The following is a 20848-nucleotide window of genomic DNA, read 5'->3' as shown; positions in this document are numbered from 1 at the left end:
TTTAAATTCCATAAATCAATAAATTATTATAAACTAAAAAATAGGCTGATAAATTCAGAAATCTAAAAAAAATAGATGGTTGTGGATTAATTTAATCCACATCAAATCTTTTGCTATTTATTATTAAACCTAGACTGCAGGAATGATCAAGTTCCTTTCTCCGCCAGGTAGGAATTCTCGTAGAGCACCTTTAGCTATTGACTTCCTTGGTTTGGTGAAGTCGAAGGACAGGTCCTTGTCAGCAAAGGCAACTTTTATGAGAGGGTTCACACAGAATGCGTCTCCTCTAGCTGCGTGTGGTGCTTGGGCAATTCCTGCGTATTCTGGCTGGTGACCCACGTTCATGGCGTAGTTAGGGTAGTTAGGACCACGTAATTCGTGGATCAGACCTTCGTCACTCCTGATGGAGAGAGAGTTGGATGCTCCGCACTGGTCCTGCAGGTCGTAACCGTAGAAACCAAGTCGGCTGTGGGCTTCTTTGTGTAGGATCTGGCTTAAGTACCATCCGTTGATTCCGGCGTTGGAGTTTCCAGTTGCGAATGCAACGGAACATCCGGCAGCTGCGGAAACAACTGCTGCTCTCTGTGAACCACCGAAGTGGTCTTCCAGGAGGGCTGGGTATTCGTACTGTTCCAGTCCGTACATGGTTACTTCTGAGGTTATGTCGTGAACTACTTCAGTGCTGGCTTTGGTTCCGCAGATACCGTATTTATCGTCCACGTATTCCATACCATAGTATACGAAGTCGTCCAGGATATCGTCAGTGTAAGCTGCGGTTGCGTACTGGGTGAAACCTACTCCACCAGACATGTATGAACCGAGCCAGATCTGGTCGTAGATGGTGGCTGCTGCTCCAATAACTTCCAGGGATATTTTGGCAGGATCTTCTGAAACACGGGAGGTCTGTATGATATCAGCCATTACACCGAAAGGTACACCTCCAGGTTCGTTTGGCCCTCTTGCTCTTCGTGCTGGGAGAATGCTTCCCATGGATATGACGTCAGCGTGTTTAGCTGCGTATGAGAAATCAGCTATGGCTGCTTCACCTGCGCACAGTTTGTACGCGGCGATGAAACTCATACCGATCTGCATGGCAGACCATCGGGACACAGTTCCACCGTCACAGGTTCTTACCACTAGGGAAGGAACTCGGCTGATCTGGTAGGTTTTGTTGCCAATGTAGTCTTTCAGCATTTTAGCCTGTTCTTCTGGGAATTCCTTGTTGATATCAATTAAGAATCTGGAGTCCAGTTCATCAGCCAGGCTATCATCACCAGTGAAGAGTTTAGCGTAACAGTCTCCCACTAGACCAGGGTGAACTTCTACCATGTGTTCCTGAACCACTGCACCACCAGGTAGTGCGTGGTTGATGGTTTCCATGTATTCGTTGATGGTTTCGGGGGTAACTTCCACACCTAAACGTTTTTCCAGAACAGAGTGAGCAGTGTCCATTCCCACGATGATGGTCCTTTTGATGTCATCGTTGAGTTGTTGGATGGCTGCGTTGTTACAGAAGTGTAAGTCGTCTCCTTCCACGTAGGTGTCGGTTCCGGAAACTTTGTAAGCCATTAGTTTACGCTGACCTAGTGGTACTCCGATGTCTGGGTTGTAGAATGGGATGCCCCTTTCTTTTTCAACCTTTTTAGCGTATTCATCGAACTCTTTTTTACGTGGGGACTGTTTCCAGCCTCCGTAACAGTAAAAGTTGGTGTGATTTTGTTTGGGATCTTCATCAAATTTACTTTGTAAAGCTTTTAAGAAGAGCTTCTTTTCATTGTTCATTTGTCATCACCCAGTTTTGCTTTTAAATCGTTTTTGAAAACTCCTAACCCAAATCCACCGTCAGTTCTGGTTTGGTGAATTGTTAGAACTGCTTCAATAGCTTCTTTATCCTCTCTCATACCGATGTTGTCACTGCGGTAAATGGTGGTGATTTCTTTGAGGTGTTCCTCATCCAGAGGTTCTCCTACTTCCACAGGTGTGTCCAGGGGGCGTCCTACCTGGTCTTTGACGTAGGATACTTTGCCGGTTTCTTCGTTGTAGACGTATCTCTGTAGAGCATCGAACATTAGTCCGTTTTCATCTAGCCTTAGGGAGTGACCGTGTACAGTTGCTCCTCTTAAACCAGTTTTTGCAGGGTCAAAGAATTCGGTTTCTAATAATTCTTTGGAAATTTTTTCCAGGTCCTGTTCTCGGATTTCAATAACCTGTCGTCCGGATAGGGTTCCGGTGTCCACTCCTCGGAACCTGGACATGTAGGTTCGGGCCCGGTCATAAGGGTGTGCAGGAGCGTTGTACATTGAATCTGCGAACTGGATGTATCTGGTCCTTCCACCTTCTTGTGCTCCAGGGATAGGTTCTACCAGATCTTTCATTAGGTCTTCTTCAAAATCCATCTCATCCAGTGGAGGGTGTACAGCTTTGTAGCTTTCTCCAGGATTTCTGTGACCTAAAACGCTAACAATATCTTCATCATTAATATTTCTGATTTTTTTCATCTCAAAATCAGGATCCATATGGTTCCTTCGGTTTTGAGCTATTTTTGTTTCTCCAGGGGTGTACTGGGGTTTGTATGACATGTTCAATCACCTATTAACTTCACAGTTTCTTTGGAATTGGACTTGGGATCTACTATTCCAGTGAGGCTGGGATCAATATCTTCTTCAATACCGTAGCCTACTTTCAAATGATCCGATACAGTAGTCTTTGTTCTGGTGAAAATACCTACTCCTACATCAAAACCGAAATTTAAGGTTTCTTCTAGGATGGTTTTTGTTTTTTCAACAAATTCTTCCAGATTTTCCTGATTTATAGTGACTACTATTTCTCCAACAGAAACTAAAAGTTCAACTTCTTTTCCTTTTACAGTAATGATCTTTCTATCAGGATGGTTAACACTGGTTCCCCGTGCAGGACCGTATCCCACAACTTTGGGTAGGGATTCTCCATTCACTAAGAATCTTAGAACTCCTTCCAGTTCCAGTAACTCATTGAGAATTTTCTCAGTGGTTTCTGGCTTCAGGCGTCGGTGAGGAAAAATTTTCACATCAATGGCCTTTATTGGTTCCATCTTGATCACCTGAACATACTTATATCTGATCTTTAATTTCGCGAGCTCCGTCAGCAATGTACTTTAGAGGCTCTTTGAAATATTCGATATCGCTGTATATGTTTCCCACCATTCCGGAAGTCATTTCAGGTGAGAACATCTGAGTTCCAGCGTCTAAACACATTGCCGCTGCTGTACATGGCACTGCAAATCCTTTACTGTGCCTGGTTACAACGTGGTTTCCGTGGAAGATACCTGGACCTCCTCCTCCATAAATGGAGTGAGAGAAGAAGCTCATTCCCACACCGGTTCCTTCTACACGACCGTAGTCTACACCGGGTAGGCCGGTTTCGAATTCAAGTATGTCATTGTAGTACAGTAAGGTGGATGCAACTCCTTGTGCTGCTCTGGAAGCACCGATGTTGACGATAACGGAACTCATAAGTCCTGCTGCTGCGTATGCATTCCATAATGCCCAGTCTACTGGTTCGTAGATGTTGTATCCTGATGGCATGGTTTTGGCTACTTTGATAACTCCGTCATCAAGTGCTCTTTCTACCATGGAGGTTACTACTGTGCCCACAGTTCCTTTACCGTTTTCTTTAACCAGGTCAAATACCAGATTGTTGGCGTTTAGACCCTGATAAGCAAGTCCGAGGAGGTGGAATCTTTCGAATGCACCTACAGCGTCACCCATTTCGAAGTTTGCTGTTTGTTCTAGGAGTGAGGATAGTGCTACTGCGTTTAAGGTGTTTTTCTTGGTTATGGCTACCACGTGGTTGGCCATTATGTTTCGGAGACCGTAGCCCATACCTTCTAGCATCTGTGGTGGGCCCAGTAATGCACTGACATTAGCACCTGTAAAATCAACTGTTTGTGGGTATTGGCCTAGAACAGCGGTTTTTATTGCTGATGCATCGAACTTGTCCACGTCGAAAGTGTCGATTATGGCCTGCACCACTGCTGATCCAGTAACCATGGTGGAGACCGTGTAATCCCCAGCCATTTTCATCCTTTGGGATGGTAACTGTACCAGGAGTTGTTCACCTTTGTTGATGAGTTTGAGGTTGAAGTCGTCTTCATCATCAACACGGATCATTTTTTCAATTTTTTCTGCCAGGACATCGACATTTTCTACGATAGGTAGTTTTAGTTCTCTTCCTGGGATAAAATTAGATTTTCCGCCGTAAGCTGCTTTGTCCAGTGATTTTTCAATACCGGCCAGGTTAACTGCAACGGACCGCTTGACTTCTTGCACAATATTTTCTATTGTGGGGTTTAACATGGGACTTACTGCTTCTAGGGGGACATCGCTCTCTAAAAGCTTTCCATCTGCGCCATATAGGTCTATTTTGTCTTCATAGGTTGGCATAACGTTTACACCTCTTTAATTTATTTAATAGGGGGTTGAAGAAGAGACTGGCAAAGGTCTCTCTTCGAATCTGTAGGGGGGAACGTGATTGATGATGGATGTATCTGGACTCTATTCTTTGTCTCGCATGTCCAGACCGATGGTGATAATTTAACTATCAGTGATAATCTAACTAATAGTGATAATATTACTTTTAGTTATAATATAACCAACAATAATTTAATGACTGTCGGTTATTTAGTAACCGGTAGTAGGAACTTATAAGGATTTCGGTTTGATTTTTTAGAAGCAAATATTCCTAGATTAGTATTAATCGAATCTTAAAAAAAGGGGAATAATCCTTTAAAATCATTTAACAGTAATACTCCCAAAATTAGTCAATAGCCAGTTAATAGTTAATAATATTAAAATAAGAGGGTTTAAATCTGAAAAATCAATTTAATAAAATATATCAATTTAGTTAAATTTAAAGTTGAATCTATTCCTGTTGGTAATTCATTATCATATGACGGATCAGATCCTCAACATCCATCACAAATTTATCACGATCAATGCCTTGCCGTTCCAGTAATTTTTCATGATCCTGGGGAATATCCGACATGTTTTTTGAGATTGAAGATAATAATACCGCTGCTTCTGAGGGATTCACATCGGAACGAATGGTCCCATCATCAATACCTATCTGGACAGAATCTGACATTATGGAGAATCTTTCACCACGCATTTTATTAATTTTATAGAGGTAATCGCTGACATTTGATGATTTAAACATTTTATCCTTTGATGATTTTGCAATCTCGTCAGAATCCATGATACAGTCTAGATCAAATCTTCCAGACTGAAAATATTTATAAATACGGATGTAATCTGAATAATCCCTGTTAAACTCATGATAGGCCTTCCTGAATGCTGAAACTTTGTCAATTCCCGATTCCGCCTTTTTAACTTCATCTTGGATCATGGAGTTCAGTATCAGGTTTCCTCGCAATACAATGGCGAAAAATAGTTCTTCTTTATTATCAAAGTAAAGATAAATGGTGGCTTTGCTCAATTCAACTTCCTGGGCTATGTCGTTCATGGAAACATCATCGTAGCCTCTGGATAAAAATAGCTTCTCAGCGGCTTTGAGAATATCATTGTGCCTTTGTTCCTTTTCACGTTCCCTCCGGTCTTTGATGGCCATGGTTAAACCCCTAAACAGTGGTTATTAAGTTACTTCCAGTTATTATAAAATGGTTTAGTGTCATCATTAATACTTATGCTTTTAATTTAATTCTAAAACTATTTATCCTACAAAAGTTTTAATTTTAAATTTACTTAAAATATTGGGCTGACTTAAATAATTACGATTTTTTAAAAAAAATTTATTAAATAAAGGTGATTTCAGGTTTTATTATGCTGATCAGAATTATATAAACAATAATTAATTTTCATATATTTTTAAAACATAACAGTTTTTAATATAAACCAAGTGCCTTGGCTAAAATAAGCACACCCACACCAATTATCCCCCCAAAACCAGCCACCAGCACGGTGAGTATGTTGATGGGGATCTTGAAAAAGGGAAGGATGTTCCAGATGAAGAGGAGTATCCATCCCAGTAACATGTGCAACAGAATGCTCAGGGCAACCTTTCCCAGTTTTAATAGAAGACCAACTCCTAATACTCCTACAATTAAAAGGATTATCCCAATGATTACTATGGTCAGGAATTCCATGACTAATATCCTCTTAACTTCATCTGATTTTTTTTATCCCTAATTTTCAATCTAATTTCCCTAGATCTCTAATTGATCACTCTCGGCGACAGATATCCTGGTAACAGGCAGCCTGAATCCCGTAGTTTTTCACCATACCTGCCATTTCCCTCTGGTCCATCTCCTTGTCCTCAAAGGAAACTGCTTCCTCCTGGTAAAGGCTGAATGGTGATTGTCTTCCCAGGATGCGTATATTTCCTTTGTGGAGTTTTAACCGCACTGTACCTGACACACGGCCCTGCATATTATCTATGAGCTGGTCCAGATCTTCCCGAAGTGGTTCATGCCATAATCCATTGTAAACTAGTTCAGAATAAGTTTGGGACACGGTCTCCGAGAACTTCAACTCCTCCCTGGTTAAAACCAGCTGTTCCAGGGCACGGTGAGCAGCAATTAACAGAAAAGCACCCGGGGTTTCGTAGTTTTCCCTTGACTTCAATCCAATAATTCGGTCCTCCATGATGTCTACCCTTCCAATTCCATGGAGTCCTGCTATCTCATTGGCTTTAACAATAACATCCAGGGGGCCCATGAGTTCTCCGTTGATCTCAATGGGAACACCTTCCTCAAAGGATATCTCCAGTACTTCTGCCTCATCCGGAGCATCCTCGGTGGAACGGGTCCAGCTGAAGGCCTCCTCCGGGGTTTCCACCATTGGATCCTCCAGGATGTCACCTTCTATGGAACGGCCCCACAGGTTCTCATCGATACTGTAAAGCTTATCTGAAGGGAGAGGTATTCCATGGGACTGGGCGTACTTTACTTCTTCAGTTCGGGTTAAGTTCAAATCCCTTATAGGGGCGATAACATCACAGGGAGAATATGACCTGATGATGGACTCGAAACGGAACTGGTCATTTCCTTTACCTGTGCAACCATGGGCAATGGAATTTGCACCTACCTTCTCAGCCAGTTCCACAATTTTCATGGCAATGAGGGGGCGGGCCAGGGCGGTGCTAAGGGGGTAACCCTCGTAAACTGCGTTGGCCTTAATGGCCCTGAATATGAATTCACGTGCAAATTCATCCTTGGCATCGATGGTGTAATGTTCCAACTCCATCTCACCTGCGAGTTTAGCAGGGCGCGTGATTTCATCCTCTGGCTGCCCAACATCCACACAGGCAGTTACAACCTTCTTGTCATATTTTTCTTCCAGTAATTTTATACATACTGAGGTGTCCAGCCCACCGCTGAACGCCAGAACCACTTTTTCCATTTTCAAATCTCCATTAATTTATTTCTGATTTCATTCTGTAGTTGATTGTTAAATTGAGGGGGCAAAATAAATATTGATAAAGTTATGATGTTGGGTCTATAAAAAACTATATTATAATATATATTTAGTTGGACAATTATGTGGAGGATTCAACGTACAGATTTTTAATCAACATTTTTTAACATAGGGATGATAACGAGGATATCTATACTTTAAAAACTTTTTTAACCTGTTTCCAGTAAAGATGAAGGTGGAGAAATGTGCTGACTGCCATTACAATGGCAAACTCTGCATGCCAGAAATCTATGGTCAAATTCCAGGAAGAGAAGATTCCATAGTTTATGAATATGGTCAGGAGGAGTCCAGTTATTCCCGTGGCAAGAAAGCTCACCATAAGCACGTATTTCCAGATATGATAGTAGAAACTTCGATTCAGAAGTTCTTCCAGATACAGAAGATAAGTAATCAAATAGAGGATAATTGTAGTTGTAATGAGGGATATCAGGTTATAATTTTCAGGAGGAATTGAATTGGCCCCCTTAATATCGGTAAAATCACTAGCACTTCCATCATTACTTGGTCCAGTTGTTGAAGCATTATTTAGAGAAGCAGAAATGGGAGATTCGGAATGATCACATATATTATTCTGGTTAGTGTCTAGATAACGGGGGCACTGGCCAGGGAATGGATCATTTACCGTGCCGTAGGGGCAGTCATTCCAGGCATAAACTGCTATTGGTGTTAGTAGGGCAATTAAAATAACCACATACAATTTTTTCACTTTAATCCCCTCCCCTCTTTTTCATTGGAATTGTCAGTCGATTTTCCAGGGGATATGCCTGATTTTAGGGAACTCTTGAATTTTCCGGGGGATTTTTTATGGGGGTCCTGGCTTTCACCGGATTTTTTACCAGGTGAAGACATCCAGTATGAGTGTATGTGGAAAATGGCAATCCAGAACATGGCTATTGAAATTTGAACATGCCAGTAAAGGAGTTCCTGGCTGATTGGAAGGGCAACTCCAGATTCTGCAAGGCCCAGGAGCACTAAACCCGCCCCTGCAGATATCAGAAAGGTGATTAAAATAAGAATATTCCATAAACGAATGTGGGTGGATTTTTTAATATAATCCTTACGGTAAAGAATGTAACTCCCCAAATAGGCAACTATGAGGGTGATGGATATACTTATCAAATCGTAGGTCATGGTAACCGTGAATTCAAAATCATCTTCCTATTCCAGTTTAACGATTATTCCTATTTAGAATAATATAACAGTCAGTTTATACATTTTTTGGCAAATCTAAAAAAAATCTAGATATTCAGGGATAATTTAATATATTCATGAATATTAAACGTTTTTCAAGAATGTTTGATGTTATAAATATTATGGAAGGGATCTGCCAGTTTCCCTTTAATACAGGGGGTAGATAGTTCAGCTTTTAGCTGGACCCATCATATTTAAAACTGGTAATAATTGGGGGGAACCATGCAAAAAAAGAGTAAATATGTTTTGGTGGCCATTATATTGCTATCGGCTTTCCTGGCAGTGTACCTAGCTTACACAGTTTTCATGCAGCCGGTAAAAACAGAAATTCAGTCCAGAGAGATTTTAGGGACTTTCAATCTCCCCCAGGCAATGATTTCCAGTAACATGTCTGTGGATCAGGCCATACAAAACAGACGTTCAGTTAGAACTTTCAGTACTACTGCCCTTACTCTGCAGGATGTTTCACAACTTCTCTGGGCTTCACAGGGAATCACTGATTCTGAAAGAAATTATCGGGCTGCACCATCTGCGGGCCATGTTTTTCCAATGGAAATTTATCTGGTCACCGGTAATAATAGTGTAAAGGAACTGGAAGCAGGCATATACCATTATAATCCTTTTAATAATACTTTAGAAAAAATAGTGGATGGTGACCAGAGATACAATTTGTCACAGGCAGCCCACCAGCAAAAATGGGTTGAGGCGGCACCTATAAGTTTGGTGATCACTGGAAACTATCAGAAGATGAGGGAAAAATATCCGGATGAAAGAATCAGCACCAGATTTGTGGATATTGAAGCCGGGCATATTGGGGAAAACATATATTTGGAGGCAGTTGCCCATGGTATGGGTACAGTGGCAATTGGTTCTTTCTACGATGATCAGATGATAAACCTTTTAAAGTTGCCTTCCAATGAAACTCCGATATATATCTATCCCGTGGGTTACCCCACATCATGAATGTATGGTGTGGCAAAAATCCTTCTTAAAGTCACTGGATAATTAAAGAATTAAATAATATGAATGAAACAAGAAGATGTATACTAATTATTCAATGTTAAGGGATAGATTCCCCCTACTTGGGGAGAAACATTCTATTCGTGCATGGTGTAATTATGGAATGTGAAATACTTACCATTGCCCCGGAAACTGGTGGAGACATTTCCCTTAATTCTGATTTTTGGGAGAAACTGACTCTGGGCAGTATTGGAAAACTTTTAATCAAAGCAGCTTTAAATGGGACTCCTCTTTTAAAATTTGGATCAGGAACTCCCCGTATTATTATGTGTGCGGGGATTCATGGAAACGAACTCCCTCCTCAAGTTGCTTTTTTCAGACTATTAAACCAGTTAGAGGATAAAAAAGTTAATGGAACCCTATACATCATCCCCATTGCCATACCCTATGCCACCATGAAAAATTCAAGGCGGTTCAAAGGATGGGATATGAATAGGAAGACCTTTAAGGAGGGATACATTTCCAACACCATTTTAAAAACCGCCCAAAAACTGAAAATCCAGGCAGCAGCAGACTTTCACTCCACCCAACCTCAGAGTAATCCCGGGATAGAGAGTGTTTTTTGCTCGAAAAAGCCATGTTACGAAAGTTTTAAGATAGCCAGCCATATCACCAGTGAGACATCATCCAAGATCATTTCCCAGGAACAGGCCGGTAAACTCTACAGAGGGGCGCTGGAAGATGAGTTGAATATTAAGGGAATACCTGCGGTGACCTGTGAAGTGGTTTCCAGAAATGGAAAATTAGATTCAGGGAGTGTGGAAAGATCTCTACTGCAAATGAACTCTTTCTTGAGTTATTTCAACATCCTATAATTCTGTTAGCCCTTCATACCATATGAAACAGTACAGAAGGGCTCTTAGAAAACTGTTTGATTTATGTCATTAAATTCAAATGTACCTGGCTTGCAGTAACTATTCCTGTTATAACTGATAAAAATGTCTTCTTATAAAAAACACATATTATTCTCACTTATAATGATATTCCCATTCTTCCCAGATGTTTACTACTTATCTCTGGCTGTGGTAGGGGCTTCACTGGTGGATCTGGACACTAGTTTCCGTTACCGGAACCTGGTTATAATGGCCCTTGCTGGAGGTATACTGACATTAACACTCCCTTTATTCAAAATTACTCCATTTACAGGAGTATTATTGATCAGTATAGCATTATTCTTTTTCATTGCCCAACACCGGGGTTTTGTACACTCTATCCCTGGAACTGGGCTGGCAGCAGGTTGCCTTGCTCTGTTTGTAATCAGTTTTCAGAATATTCTGGGAAGTTTAACCCCTGATCTCAGGGTTTCTTTCCTCTTAACCTCATTAATCCTGGGAATTATAGTTTTAAACAGGGGTTTACTTATATTATACGCGTTACTAATAACAATTGGCATATTTTTAACTCCTTTAACCAGTTTCAACTTCATATATGTAGCAACCGCTTTATTCGTGGGTTCATTAAGTCATCTAATCCTGGATCTGTTCACTGGTAATGGGGTGAGGCTATTCAACCCTTTATCCAAGCACCGATTTGGTAAAATCACCGGACTATTCATTGTCACCTTATGGCTCTGTAGTGTGGCAATTCTTTATCTTATGCCTGGAGGACATTCCCTTCTTTTAAATTATTATTTACAAGTCCCTGAAATAAATTTGAAGGAAATCTATTTGGCTGATTTTAATCCAGTTAATTACTTACAATCCCTAAAATTAGTATAGTTATAAACCTTCAAAATAAGAAGATTCTGGCTAGAGCGGATAATTCAGACGGGTTTTGGGGTTTACCGATCTTCTTTTAAATGTGCTTCCGTATTTTCATTATAATAATATAGGGGGTGATGTTTTTGGGGTGAAAATAAAAATTTAGTTATCTTTATATATCATGTTTTATAATGATGAATTGTAATTTATCATGGTCATAACAATGGTCACGATGAATCAAATTAATGCGCGTGATAACCGAACACGGCCTTTGTCCTTTACCGGTGTTCACTGTTTATGATATTAAAACATTAAGGGGCTAATTTACCATGTTTATAACCAGAATATTCTACGGAATCGCCTATTTCATAGTATTGATATGGGAGATAATAAAAGCCACCATTGACGTTGCAATCAGAACTGTAAACGGTAAGGTGGATCCAGTTGTGGTGGAAATCCCCACAGTACTGGAAAGACCCATCTCTCAGACCATTCTTGCCAACAGCATCACCCTTACTCCCGGGACATTATCCATTGATCTTGACTCGGAAAAACAGGTTTTAAGGGTAGCTACCATAACTCCACGTTCCAATGAGGATGTTATACCATTTGAACCATACATAAAAGGGATGTTAGAATGAACTTGTTTGTATTCTCACAATATGTACTAATGGCGGCTTTAGCTATATTTGCCGTGGCCACCATCAGGATTGTCACCCGTAAGACAATAGCCATGGGGCTGGTGGGATTATCTGGGTTTACCATTGCGGTAGCCACATTCCTGATCCTGTTACAGAATCTTTATGGTATTGCCTTTTGCCGTGATATAGCCATGGCACTGTTAATTATGGATATGGTAGGAACCATTGCCTTTGCCCGAGTCTTAAGGGGGTATGCCCGTGGATGATATAATTACCATTATAAAATCAATAATACTTCTCGTAGCAGCAGTTCTGGTCATTCTAACCGCTATTGGAATCATAAGATATAAAGATGATATGGAAAGGGTTCTATACGCTCGTATACATATATTGGGTGTTATAGATGTGGCATGTATGGTTTCCCTACTTGTACTGGGAGAACCTCTGCTGGCTGGAGTTTACTTTATATTAACACCCTTCGCATCCCATGCCATAGCCAATGGTTACTATTATGGGGAGGATAAAAGATGATTGAATACTTATTCATGCTAACCGCAGTTCTAGGAGCTATCCTAGCTTTGATGCAGAGGGATCTATTGAAATCTGCTATCCTGGTTGGTATCAGTGGAGCTTCAATTGCCATCCTATACCAGTATTTACTGGCCCCTGATGTGGCCCTTACCCAGGCCATTGTGGGAGCAGCTATCATCCCGGTGTTCTTTGCACTGGCAGTTTACAAAACACGCAGGATGGAGGAATAAGATGGTCATTGACGTACAAATCGCATCACTATTCACCGCAGTGTCCCTGATTATCATCGGTATTTTTGCCGCAGCATTCCTGGACAATCTCATTAAAAAAGTAATTGGTCTGGCTTTCATAGGAGACGGGGTTAACCTGTTTTTGATTGCCATGGGTTACAAACCTGGGGGAATAGTATACATATACCTACCGGGCATGGCCGCAGAATGGTTCTCACAGAACGCAGCCTACCCCCTTCCATTTGCAATGGTTTTAACCAGCATTGTCATCGGGGCCAGTACAATGGCCGTGATGCTGGGAATCATCATCGTACTCTACAAAAAGCGCGGATCCTTAAGCGCAAAGGAGATTCTGGGAGAGTAATCAAATGTCAATTTACAATTCCAACACAATCAATAATATAGATTACAATGGTACTGGAGGGATAATGTGAACCTCTTAATACCCCTGATGGTTATTGTTCCCATACTGTGTGCTCTATTTTTAAACCTGTTACACAAAAAGGACCGCACAATCAAAACCATAGCCATCTTTTTAGCCTTAGTATTACCAGCTTTACCTATTCTGGCCAATTATGGTCTGCATTACTTTGGTGGATATGCCCCCTCATTGAAAATCCAACATTATCCAACAATTTACCCTCACTCATCACTGGAACTGCCTTAAACACATTCCACCCGGCGATTACATACTCTTTCCAGAGTGCACAGAAAATATTCGTATTTATCCTGGGACTGGTGGGGCTCCTGGCGGTGTTCACCTCACTATTCGAGACTCGCCGACCATCAGGGGTCTACGGGTACATGATGTTCATGGGAATCGCCGCAGTAACCGCCATACTCTTAACTGATGACATATTCAACCTCTATGTCTTCTTTGAAATCGCAGCCCTGGCCACAGTAGGAATAGTACTGGTTTCCAATGTGAAGGGCAACTATGAAACCGCCCTCAAGTACATGATACTGGGAAGCATAGCCGCACCATTACTCCTCCTAGGAATAGCACTACTACTGGGAGTAACTGGAAACGTGAACATAACGGATATCATATATTCACTGAAAAACGGGTTAGTCAATCCTCAAAATCCAGTGCTCTTAATGGCCTGTGGTTTAATAGTATTCGGATGGTTATACGGTTCTGGACTCCCCCCATTCCACACTATCAAATCAGCCATATACAGCAAAGCACTACCCAGTGGAGCAGCACTCATCCAGGCCTTCTCGGTTTTCATCTTCATTGCCCTGGGAATCATAATACTGAGAATATTTTCCTACCTACCCTTCTCACAGTGGGTGATACTGGGAGTATCCATACTGGCCATGATCCTGGGAATTACCATGGCCATTGTTCAGACCGACATTAAACGAATGATCGGTTTCCTGGCAGTGGGAGAACTGGGATACATAGGTATCGGGCTGGGGCTGGGCACTGCATTCGGAATAACCGCCGGACTATTCCAGGCAGTTAACGAAGCAATAATCACTGCCTTCCTGTTTATAGGATTCGGAACGGTACTCTACCAGACTCGGGTCAGTGACACCCGTAAACTGGGTGGAATGATGGCCAGAAATCCAGTGGTAGCCTTACTGGTCTTACTGGCTGGATTTGCCATGGCCGGAGTACCACCACTAAACGCATTCCAGAGTAAACTCATGCTCATCCAAGCCTCCATAAATGCAGGATTCCCGGAGTTAGGGGTGATCATGATACTGCTGAGTATCGTTACATTCATGACCTTCATGAAAGCGTTTCATGCAGTTTTCCTACGCCCAAAACCAGCTGATCTAGAGTTGAAAAATGAAAATATACCCAAAGCCACCATAATTGCACTGGTGGTATTCCTGGTGGTCTGTATAGTCTTCGGACTCTTCCCACAAGTAGTAACCAGCTACCTGCAGCCACTGGCAACCAGTTTAGCAGGAGGTATAGTATGAACCTCTACGACTTGATAGTTAAAAAAATAAAAGACATTCAGGGAGCGGGGGATGATGCCGCAATAACTAACATGTCCACATCATCCATGCTCACTGCCGAGATAACCCTGATTTCATCTATACTGGTGGCCCTGGTTATGCTGCGCATGGTGAGTAAGATCCTGATGATTGTAGCAGTGCTGGTGGTTTTACTAGCAGCCCTGGTGGCCATGCCGCTTATGCCCCGATTCAAAAAGGAACAGAATGATTCAATGGCCTCTATGATGTTCTATGTCATGTTGGCTCTGGCCATAGTAATTACCCTATTCTACTGGGGGAATTTGAATGTCTGAAGGATTAAGAAAAATTATAATGGGATTTTCCCTCTTTATATTCGCAGTTACAATATTTGAATCCACATATCACTTCAAACAGATGATATATCCCGGTATAAGTTATATCTACAATTACGTGGGTCCTAAAATAGCCCCCAATATGGTAACCATAGTGGTGTTTGATTGGAGAGGTTATGATACTCTAGGTGAAGCCCTTATCCTGGTAACCGCAGTTATCGCCGTTTTACTGGTATTTGGACGGGGCAGAGTCCAACTGGGAGGTAAATAAATGAGCACCATACTTAAAATATTCGTATTCCCAGCAGCAATGGTCATCATGTGCCTGGGTGTCCTCACCATACTGGGAGGGCACATCACCCCTGGAGGAGGATTTCAGGGCGGAGCAATGATAGCAGCAGCTTTAATATTCTGTCTAATCGTTTACGGACTTAAAGACAGCCCACTACATCTTTCCCATGATTTTCTGGCGGGAGTGGAAAGTGTAGGTGCTTTGCTATTCGTTTTCCTGGGAATAGCCGGACTGGTTTTTTCCGGATTCTACCTCTACAACCTGGGAGTGGACATCTACCACATAGTACCAGTGGCCATACAGAATATGTTTGACTACCCTGACCCCACCCATGCTGGAATATTACCCTACCTTAACTTTGCAGTTGGATTAAAGGTCATGGTAGGTTTAACCGCCGTGGTAATATCATTTATGGGATTCAAAGAGTATGAGAAAAGTTCACCTGAACCCGATGCAGAAGAACTGGATTATGAGGAGGTCGAATAAATGATAAACATCTATATCGGCCCCCTATTACTGGGACTCTTACTGGGATTTGTCCTGGGAACCCGAATCAGGGATGTTCCCCAGAGTGGATTGAAATTTACCGCTCCAGTATACTTAGTATTCATAATTGTGGCCTTCATAATGGCCTATGAACTGGGCCCGTTCCCATATTATATTGATGTTCCATTAGCCAGCGGTTTTGTGGCTGCAGCAGTGGGTATCATTTTAGGTAAATTAACTTTTGGAAGAGGCACTAAACCTCAAACGGAAAACTAATAAAATAATATGGTAGTTGAGTTGAACAAGCAGAATTTAACCTAAAATCAGTTATTTAAGAGTTGAGATGAAAATTCAGGATAACTGGATCGGTTTCAACGTTAATTTAGAAAATAATAATCACCAGAAACAAAAAAATCAATTCGGAGTATAAACTTATGTTTCTAACAACCAACAAATGCAAAGGCATTGGAGAATGCATCCAGGAATGCCCTACTGGAGCAATCCGCCTTATTGATGGCAAAGCCTTCAGCTGCATAACCTGCGGTGCCTGCATGGAAGCCTGTCCTAACCGGGCCATCTTCCGTAACAAATACGGGGGATACGTTGTGGACCGTGCTAAATGTAATGCCTGTGGTGTCTGTGAACTCACCTGTCCCGTTAACAATATTCGAATAGAAGATGGGGTGGTTAAGGGGATCTGTTCCAGATGTGGGATATGTGTTCCATCCTGCCCAGAAAAGGCTAGAATAGATGCCTATGATGTAATCGAAGACCGCCAAGTCCAGTTCCTGGAATCATTAAACCTCACAGTTCAACCTCCCATGCGCTCTAAAAAGGAAGAGGATGTTACTGAAAGAACCAGTCTGGTCACTGACACAGAAAAATGCACCCTATGCCGACGTTGCGAGTATTACTGCCCCACCGAGGCGATAATGGTGGATGTGGAACCCCAGGGTAAATGTACGGAGTGCCGGGTCTGTGAAGATGTCTGTCCAGTGGGAGCCATAGAAAACTGCACCATTGACCCTGAAAAATGCACAGTATGCCTAAAATGTTTGCAGGAATGTCCCAACAAGGCCATATACGTGGATGACTTCCAGGTGAAAATCAAAAAACTGGAAGAAGGAGAAGAACTGGAAGGAAAAATCATCTCCTGCCTCAACTGTGGCTTATGTGCCGATGCATGTGAAGGTGGAGCACTAAAAATGGTAAACGGGCATCTGCGTTATGATCCCACCCTGTGCGAGGACTGTGAAACCATGGCCTGTATTGATGCCTGTCCCGTGGGAACCCTACGACTTTCAGAAGACACTGAAAGGAAGATTAAAGGATTCTGTGTTTCCTGTGGTAGATGTGTCAAGGCCTGTGATGTAAACGAAGCCCGCAGTGTCAAACACGTAACCTGGGATGGATCAGTCACTGAGGACTGTATATCCTGTGGAATATGTGCAGAAGTCTGTCCCAAAGATGCTGTAACCCTGCGCAGGGGCACCATAGAAGTTGACACTAAAAAATGTGTACTTTGTGAGAAATGTGCTATTCACTGTCCTGTAAATGCAATACCCACCACTACCATGCGCAAGAAAACCATTAAGGATGGATTTACCTTTGTCATGGATAAAATGTGTATGAACTGTAAATTATGCACTAAAATATGTCCTGAAGAAGCTATAACTGAGGATGCAGATGGTAAAATTGTGGTGGATGATTCCAAGTGCACTTACTGTGGCGCCTGCAGCAATGCCTGCCCAGCCAGGGCCATATTATTTGAAAGGGAATTCGAGGTGGCAAAATGACTAATTTATTCCTGATATTCCTGGAAGGAGCCTTCACCAACCTTAAAAGGATCATATTTGCCAGTGACCGGGTTACAGATAGGGAAGTACGGAACATGATCCTGGAAGGTCGGGTAACACCAACTGAAAAGGTGGCCGAAGTATCCTGTATTGGTTGTGGTGGTTGCAGTAATGTCTGCCCCACTGAAGCCATAGAAATGGTGGATCTGGATGAACCAGTGGAACTCATGGAGGGGCTGACCAAAACCCAGTTACCAGTCCTACATAGTGAAAAATGTGTTGTCTGCTATTATTGTCACGATTTCTGCCCATTATATGCGTTATTTGGGAAAGCAGGAACCATACATCCCAACGACGTGGGTAAAGTCGATTCGGACATATCTCAACTACTTGAAAAACCAGTGAAGATATCCGAAGATAAAATAGCATTTATATCCCAGTACTTAGCAGATAACACCATCCTAAGAAAAAGAAGAGAATAAAAAAATAGATAAGAGATTTAATTTAACTAAAAATCCACAAAATCTTTAAGAGGAATCATATGAGCCTGAAATCATATTCCAGGGGTCGAGCTGTACACGTGATGTTGGTGTACACAGGAGGATGCAATGGCTGTGACATAGAAATTGTTAACTGCATATTATCTCCTAAATTTGACGCGGAACAGTACAAGGTATTTTTAACCTGGAATCCACGGGAAGCAGATGTCCTGGTGGTCACTGGACCGGTAACCAAACAAAATGAACAGCCACTCCGAGAAATTTACAAAGCAATACCCGAACCAAAAGCAGTTGTAGCTGCCGGGGCCTGTGCCCTAATGGGGGGAGTTTATAAAAACTGTCACGGAGACATACCCTCCGAGGAAATTGCCGGACCCGTGGATCAGATAATACCAGTTGATGCAAAAGTACCAGGATGTGCGGTCCGTCCCCAGGATGTGGTGGCTGGACTGGTGTCAGCACTACCCTTACTGTTGAATGCTGAATAAAAAAAAATTAACCATAAAATTCACTTAAAAAACTGAGGATATAATTTAAAACTCATGAAGGTGTAACATAATGGACGATAAGAAAGAAAACCGGATGGTTATAGAGGCAGAAGTTCCAATGGGAACTGTTCACCCTGCCGCACTAGAACCATACCGGCTAAGACTCTTTGTGGAAGATGAAATCGTCCGCGATGCGGAGATGACTGTGGGAGTCAACCACCGAGGAGTGGAACGGATCATGGAAGGCCTGCCAGTGGAAAAGGCCAACAGCCTCACCGAAAAGATCTGTGGAATATGTTCCAACATCCACATCTGGAACTCATGCCGGGTGGCAGAAACAGCCCTGGAAATAGATGTGCCCGAACGGGCAATTTATATCCGGGTCATAATGGGAGAATTAGAACGATTACATAGCCATTTACTCTATCTAGCTCATGGAAGTGAAGTACTTGGCCATGAAACATTTTCAATGCGTATTTTCTACATCCGGGAAACAATAATGGACCTCCTGGAAATGATAGGTGGTAACCGGGTACAATACGGTTCAGCAGTGCTGGGGGGAGTCAGACCACGCTGTGAACTAGATGAAATGCGCATCAAAAAATTAACTGCAGGAATGGATCTGGTTGAAGAGAAACTCACTGCATTTGCAGATCGTTTTGTCTCTGACCCAATGGTAATGAGCAGAATCACCGGTGTGGGAGTAACCAGTCAGAAAGACGCATTGCGCCTGGCCTGTTCTGGACCAACCCTACGAGCTACTGGGGTTAAATCAGACCTCCGAACTGAAATGTTTGAATATTATCCATTTGATTTTGAGGTAATCACCCAGGATGATGGCGATGTGAAATCTCAACTACTGATGAGGGTTTTTGAAAATTTTGAGGCCATCAAAATCATACGCCAGGCAATACGTGACCTTCCAGATGGCCCTATAACCAATAGAAGTTGGGAGATGCAGGACACTCCCATAACCAAGAGTTACATTGAAGCTCCACGGGGAACACTTTATCATTCCTATGCCCTGGAAGATGGGCGGGTAAGAAACTGTGTCATCCGAACACCATCCATGGCCAACATTGGAGCTATGCAGTACTCAGCTATTGGTCATCATATAACTGATGCCCAGCTTTGTGTTGTGCAATGTGATCCTTGTTTCACCTGCACTGACCGGGCAATTGAGATCATTAAGTTATGAGGAGAAATAAACCATGGACCTTATATATTCAGTAATAGCAGTAATAGGCACCCTGGTGGTGGCCTTCATAGTGAGCCTCTTCTTACCGGGTATTGAACGGAAGTTCATTCACGCCCGGATCCAGCAGAGGGTAGGCCCTCCCATTACCAGCCCAGGGGTCATGGCTCCCCTTAAATTCTTCTTCAAACAGACCATCACTCCCGAGTCATCAATGCCAAGACTCTACAATGCCTTACCCATTATAAGTCTAATAGTGGTGGTAATCCTGTTATTATTCCTCATCCCTGAAATGTACTTTTTAGGAGCACTGGCCAGTGTAATTGCCCTTATAGGATTCCTGAAAGTGGAGGAAGTCATGTACATGTTTATGGGAAGTTTGTCTCGTTCAGTAATGTCAGTACGTATGCCCTTCCCGGATAAGGCTAAAGGCGCTGCCCATCCCGAGACACCACAATCATTCTTCGAAGACCTGAGTAGTCTAAGGGCATTCAGACTTATAGCATTCGGTTCTTTCCCCCTGTACATTGCCCTGTTCGTGGCAGTGGCCCGGACTGGAAGCATCTACCTCCAGGACATCATCAACTACCAGCAGGTGCACGGACCCATCCTGTTCAGTGTGGCGGGAGTGCTGGGGGCCATTGTATTCTTCATTGGATACATGATTCTCCTAAATGAGTATCCCTTCTCCATACTAAAGGGCAAACCTGATGTTATAGAAGGGCCCTACATGGAATACGCTGCCAAATATAGGGCATATGTCTACATAACCCGTGGATTCCTGATGTTCACACTAACCACCCTATTTTCCACCCTATTCTTGGGAATAGCGCCTAACATCCTGAACCCATCATTCATCATCACCCTGATCGTGGCACTGCTCTTCCCAATGTTCATGGCAGTACTCAGTGCATTCTCTCCCATATTCACCTACAAACAATTCTATCCTACTGTAGCTGGAGTTTCCATCATAGGAGTACTGGCTATAGTGGCTGCTTTACTTTAAATAAGGCCCCGGAATATTTTAATAAAATTATAGATG

Annotated in this window: 26 protein-coding genes and 1 pseudogene; 18 read left to right on the top strand and 9 right to left on the bottom strand. The window is 42.4% G+C overall.

Going from position 1 to position 20848, the window contains the following annotated elements:
• Nucleotides 1-129: 129 nt before the first annotated feature.
• The 9 genes from mcrA to BK009_RS08310 all read right to left on the bottom strand — a co-directional run bounded on the left by mcrA (nucleotide 130) and on the right by BK009_RS08310 (nucleotide 8600).
• Entirely contained in the window at nucleotides 130-1782 is a 1653-nt protein-coding gene (gene mcrA / locus BK009_RS08350; protein ID WP_100905456.1) for a coenzyme-B sulfoethylthiotransferase subunit alpha, read from the bottom strand.
• Nucleotides 1779-2579: a coenzyme-B sulfoethylthiotransferase subunit gamma gene (gene mcrG, locus BK009_RS08345; protein ID WP_100905457.1), complete on the bottom strand. Its 801-nt coding sequence runs from the start codon at nucleotides 2577-2579 to the stop codon at nucleotides 1779-1781. Before mcrG ends, mcrA begins: the two co-directional genes overlap by 4 nt.
• A 2-nt stretch (nucleotides 2580-2581) precedes the next feature.
• Nucleotides 2582-3070 (bottom strand): methyl-coenzyme M reductase operon protein D, encoded by a 489-nt coding sequence (gene mcrD, locus BK009_RS08340; protein ID WP_100905458.1) that lies wholly within the window; start codon nucleotides 3068-3070, stop codon nucleotides 2582-2584.
• A gap of 19 nt (nucleotides 3071-3089) precedes the next feature.
• On the bottom strand, nucleotides 3090-4421 hold the full coding sequence (gene mcrB, locus BK009_RS08335) for a coenzyme-B sulfoethylthiotransferase subunit beta (RefSeq protein WP_100905459.1): 1332 nt from the start codon (nucleotides 4419-4421) through the stop codon (nucleotides 3090-3092).
• Nucleotides 4422-4899: 478 nt separating this feature from the next.
• On the bottom strand, nucleotides 4900-5604 hold the full coding sequence (locus BK009_RS08330; protein WP_100909364.1) for a TetR/AcrR family transcriptional regulator: 705 nt from the start codon (nucleotides 5602-5604) through the stop codon (nucleotides 4900-4902).
• Between the two features lie 274 nt (nucleotides 5605-5878).
• Entirely contained in the window at nucleotides 5879-6139 is a 261-nt protein-coding gene (locus BK009_RS08325; RefSeq protein ID WP_100905461.1) for a pro-sigmaK processing inhibitor BofA family protein, read from the bottom strand.
• Between the two features lie 76 nt (nucleotides 6140-6215).
• Complete coding sequence (locus BK009_RS08320; RefSeq protein ID WP_100905462.1) at nucleotides 6216-7394, bottom strand: argininosuccinate synthase; 1179 nt, start codon at nucleotides 7392-7394, stop codon at nucleotides 6216-6218.
• 205 nt (nucleotides 7395-7599) lie between these two features.
• A complete protein-coding gene (locus tag BK009_RS08315) occupies nucleotides 7600-8175 on the bottom strand; it encodes a DUF4405 domain-containing protein (protein ID WP_100909363.1) in 576 nt (191 codons plus the stop codon).
• Nucleotides 8172-8600 carry a hypothetical protein gene (locus tag BK009_RS08310; RefSeq protein WP_232728071.1) on the bottom strand — a complete coding sequence of 143 codons (429 nt, stop codon included), beginning with the start codon at nucleotides 8598-8600 and terminating at the stop codon, nucleotides 8172-8174. The genes BK009_RS08315 and BK009_RS08310 overlap by 4 nt, the downstream gene beginning before the upstream one ends.
• Nucleotides 8601-8882: 282 nt before the next feature.
• On the opposite strand from BK009_RS08310, the gene BK009_RS08305 reads away from it, so the two are divergent.
• The 18 genes and pseudogenes from BK009_RS08305 to BK009_RS08220 all read left to right on the top strand — a co-directional run bounded on the left by BK009_RS08305 (nucleotide 8883) and on the right by BK009_RS08220 (nucleotide 20812).
• Nucleotides 8883-9623 (top strand): SagB/ThcOx family dehydrogenase, encoded by a 741-nt coding sequence (locus tag BK009_RS08305; RefSeq protein ID WP_100907095.1) that lies wholly within the window; start codon nucleotides 8883-8885, stop codon nucleotides 9621-9623.
• A gap of 155 nt (nucleotides 9624-9778) precedes the next feature.
• Nucleotides 9779-10495, top strand: coding sequence for a succinylglutamate desuccinylase/aspartoacylase domain-containing protein (locus BK009_RS08300; protein WP_100905465.1), 717 nt, complete (start codon nucleotides 9779-9781; stop codon nucleotides 10493-10495).
• Between the two features lie 123 nt (nucleotides 10496-10618).
• Nucleotides 10619-11398 (top strand): metal-dependent hydrolase, encoded by a 780-nt coding sequence (locus BK009_RS08295; RefSeq protein ID WP_100909362.1) that lies wholly within the window; start codon nucleotides 10619-10621, stop codon nucleotides 11396-11398.
• Between the two features lie 311 nt (nucleotides 11399-11709).
• A complete protein-coding gene (locus BK009_RS08290; RefSeq protein ID WP_100905467.1) occupies nucleotides 11710-12021 on the top strand; it encodes a monovalent cation/H+ antiporter subunit E in 312 nt (103 codons plus the stop codon).
• On the top strand, nucleotides 12018-12287 hold the full coding sequence (locus BK009_RS08285; RefSeq protein WP_100905468.1) for a monovalent cation/H+ antiporter complex subunit F: 270 nt from the start codon (nucleotides 12018-12020) through the stop codon (nucleotides 12285-12287). The genes BK009_RS08290 and BK009_RS08285 overlap by 4 nt, the downstream gene beginning before the upstream one ends.
• On the top strand, nucleotides 12280-12552 hold the full coding sequence (locus BK009_RS08280; RefSeq protein ID WP_100905469.1) for a cation:proton antiporter: 273 nt from the start codon (nucleotides 12280-12282) through the stop codon (nucleotides 12550-12552). Before BK009_RS08285 ends, BK009_RS08280 begins: the two co-directional genes overlap by 8 nt.
• Nucleotides 12549-12782 (top strand): DUF4040 domain-containing protein, encoded by a 234-nt coding sequence (locus BK009_RS08275; protein ID WP_100905470.1) that lies wholly within the window; start codon nucleotides 12549-12551, stop codon nucleotides 12780-12782. Before BK009_RS08280 ends, BK009_RS08275 begins: the two co-directional genes overlap by 4 nt.
• 1 nt (nucleotide 12783) lies before the next feature.
• Nucleotides 12784-13146, top strand: coding sequence for a cation:proton antiporter subunit C (locus tag BK009_RS08270; RefSeq protein WP_100907094.1), 363 nt, complete (start codon nucleotides 12784-12786; stop codon nucleotides 13144-13146).
• A gap of 66 nt (nucleotides 13147-13212) precedes the next feature.
• A pseudogene (gene ehbF, locus BK009_RS08265) lies at nucleotides 13213-14717 on the top strand (energy conserving hydrogenase EhbF).
• Nucleotides 14714-15049 (top strand): energy-converting hydrogenase B subunit G, EhbG, encoded by a 336-nt coding sequence (locus BK009_RS08260; RefSeq protein WP_100907092.1) that lies wholly within the window; start codon nucleotides 14714-14716, stop codon nucleotides 15047-15049. Before ehbF ends, BK009_RS08260 begins: the two are co-directional and overlap by 4 nt.
• Entirely contained in the window at nucleotides 15042-15320 is a 279-nt protein-coding gene (locus tag BK009_RS08255; RefSeq protein ID WP_100905474.1) for an EhbH, read from the top strand. Before BK009_RS08260 ends, BK009_RS08255 begins: the two co-directional genes overlap by 8 nt.
• On the top strand, nucleotides 15321-15827 hold the full coding sequence (locus BK009_RS08250; RefSeq protein ID WP_100905475.1) for an MnhB domain-containing protein: 507 nt from the start codon (nucleotides 15321-15323) through the stop codon (nucleotides 15825-15827).
• Complete coding sequence (locus BK009_RS08245) at nucleotides 15828-16103, top strand: energy-converting hydrogenase B subunit J (protein WP_205835873.1); 276 nt, start codon at nucleotides 15828-15830, stop codon at nucleotides 16101-16103.
• A gap of 158 nt (nucleotides 16104-16261) precedes the next feature.
• Nucleotides 16262-17623, top strand: a complete 1362-nt coding sequence (locus tag BK009_RS08240; RefSeq protein WP_100907091.1) for a 4Fe-4S binding protein — start codon at nucleotides 16262-16264, stop codon at nucleotides 17621-17623.
• The gene (locus BK009_RS08235; protein ID WP_100905477.1) at nucleotides 17620-18105 is read left to right on the top strand and encodes a 4Fe-4S binding protein; all 486 of its coding nucleotides are present in this window, start codon (nucleotides 17620-17622) and stop codon (nucleotides 18103-18105) included. The genes BK009_RS08240 and BK009_RS08235 overlap by 4 nt, the downstream gene beginning before the upstream one ends.
• Before the next feature lie 59 nt (nucleotides 18106-18164).
• Entirely contained in the window at nucleotides 18165-18611 is a 447-nt protein-coding gene (locus BK009_RS08230; protein ID WP_100905478.1) for an NADH-quinone oxidoreductase subunit B family protein, read from the top strand.
• 70 nt (nucleotides 18612-18681) lie between these two features.
• Nucleotides 18682-19809: a hydrogenase large subunit gene (locus BK009_RS08225; protein ID WP_100907090.1), complete on the top strand. Its 1128-nt coding sequence runs from the start codon at nucleotides 18682-18684 to the stop codon at nucleotides 19807-19809.
• A 13-nt stretch (nucleotides 19810-19822) separates the two neighbouring features.
• Nucleotides 19823-20812 (top strand): respiratory chain complex I subunit 1 family protein, encoded by a 990-nt coding sequence (locus BK009_RS08220; RefSeq protein WP_100907089.1) that lies wholly within the window; start codon nucleotides 19823-19825, stop codon nucleotides 20810-20812.
• Nucleotides 20813-20848 lie beyond the last annotated feature (36 nt).

It is taken from the genome of Methanobacterium subterraneum, from assembly GCF_002813695.1.
Taxonomy (GTDB): Archaea; Methanobacteriota; Methanobacteria; order Methanobacteriales; family Methanobacteriaceae; genus Methanobacterium; species Methanobacterium subterraneum.
The sequence above is the reverse complement of the archived record's forward strand: the minus strand, read 5'-3'. Positions and strand labels throughout refer to the sequence as shown.

Bases quoted from the DNA above. Each gene is read 5' to 3' on its own strand.
- BK009_RS08330 (WP_100909364.1), bottom strand. From the start codon at position 5,604: ATGGCCATCAAAGACCGGAGGGAACGTGAAAAGGAACAAAGGCACAAT.
- BK009_RS08325 (WP_100905461.1), bottom strand. From the start codon at position 6,139: ATGGAATTCCTGACCATAGTAATCATTGGGATAATCCTTTTAATTGTA.
- BK009_RS08285 (WP_100905468.1), top strand. From the start codon at position 12,018: ATGAACTTGTTTGTATTCTCACAATATGTACTAATGGCGGCTTTAGCT.
- BK009_RS08220 (WP_100907089.1), top strand. From the start codon at position 19,823: ATGGACCTTATATATTCAGTAATAGCAGTAATAGGCACCCTGGTGGTG.
- BK009_RS08255 (WP_100905474.1), top strand. From the start codon at position 15,042: ATGTCTGAAGGATTAAGAAAAATTATAATGGGATTTTCCCTCTTTATA.
- BK009_RS08240 (WP_100907091.1), top strand. From the start codon at position 16,262: ATGTTTCTAACAACCAACAAATGCAAAGGCATTGGAGAATGCATCCAG.
- BK009_RS08250 (WP_100905475.1), top strand. From the start codon at position 15,321: ATGAGCACCATACTTAAAATATTCGTATTCCCAGCAGCAATGGTCATC.
- mcrD (WP_100905458.1), bottom strand. From the start codon at position 3,070: ATGGAACCAATAAAGGCCATTGATGTGAAAATTTTTCCTCACCGACGC.
- BK009_RS08235 (WP_100905477.1), top strand. From the start codon at position 17,620: ATGACTAATTTATTCCTGATATTCCTGGAAGGAGCCTTCACCAACCTT.
- BK009_RS08260 (WP_100907092.1), top strand. From the start codon at position 14,714: ATGAACCTCTACGACTTGATAGTTAAAAAAATAAAAGACATTCAGGGA.
- BK009_RS08275 (WP_100905470.1), top strand. From the start codon at position 12,549: ATGATTGAATACTTATTCATGCTAACCGCAGTTCTAGGAGCTATCCTA.
- BK009_RS08300 (WP_100905465.1), top strand. From the start codon at position 9,779: ATGGAATGTGAAATACTTACCATTGCCCCGGAAACTGGTGGAGACATT.
- BK009_RS08230 (WP_100905478.1), top strand. From the start codon at position 18,165: ATGAGCCTGAAATCATATTCCAGGGGTCGAGCTGTACACGTGATGTTG.
- mcrG (WP_100905457.1), bottom strand. From the start codon at position 2,579: ATGTCATACAAACCCCAGTACACCCCTGGAGAAACAAAAATAGCTCAA.
- mcrB (WP_100905459.1), bottom strand. From the start codon at position 4,421: ATGCCAACCTATGAAGACAAAATAGACCTATATGGCGCAGATGGAAAG.
- BK009_RS08305 (WP_100907095.1), top strand. From the start codon at position 8,883: ATGCAAAAAAAGAGTAAATATGTTTTGGTGGCCATTATATTGCTATCG.
- BK009_RS08295 (WP_100909362.1), top strand. From the start codon at position 10,619: ATGTCTTCTTATAAAAAACACATATTATTCTCACTTATAATGATATTC.
- BK009_RS08225 (WP_100907090.1), top strand. From the start codon at position 18,682: ATGGACGATAAGAAAGAAAACCGGATGGTTATAGAGGCAGAAGTTCCA.
- mcrA (WP_100905456.1), bottom strand. From the start codon at position 1,782: ATGAACAATGAAAAGAAGCTCTTCTTAAAAGCTTTACAAAGTAAATTT.
- BK009_RS08320 (WP_100905462.1), bottom strand. From the start codon at position 7,394: ATGGAAAAAGTGGTTCTGGCGTTCAGCGGTGGGCTGGACACCTCAGTA.
- BK009_RS08270 (WP_100907094.1), top strand. From the start codon at position 12,784: ATGGTCATTGACGTACAAATCGCATCACTATTCACCGCAGTGTCCCTG.
- BK009_RS08290 (WP_100905467.1), top strand. From the start codon at position 11,710: ATGTTTATAACCAGAATATTCTACGGAATCGCCTATTTCATAGTATTG.
- BK009_RS08245 (WP_205835873.1), top strand. From the start codon at position 15,828: ATGATAAACATCTATATCGGCCCCCTATTACTGGGACTCTTACTGGGA.
- BK009_RS08310 (WP_232728071.1), bottom strand. From the start codon at position 8,600: ATGACCTACGATTTGATAAGTATATCCATCACCCTCATAGTTGCCTAT.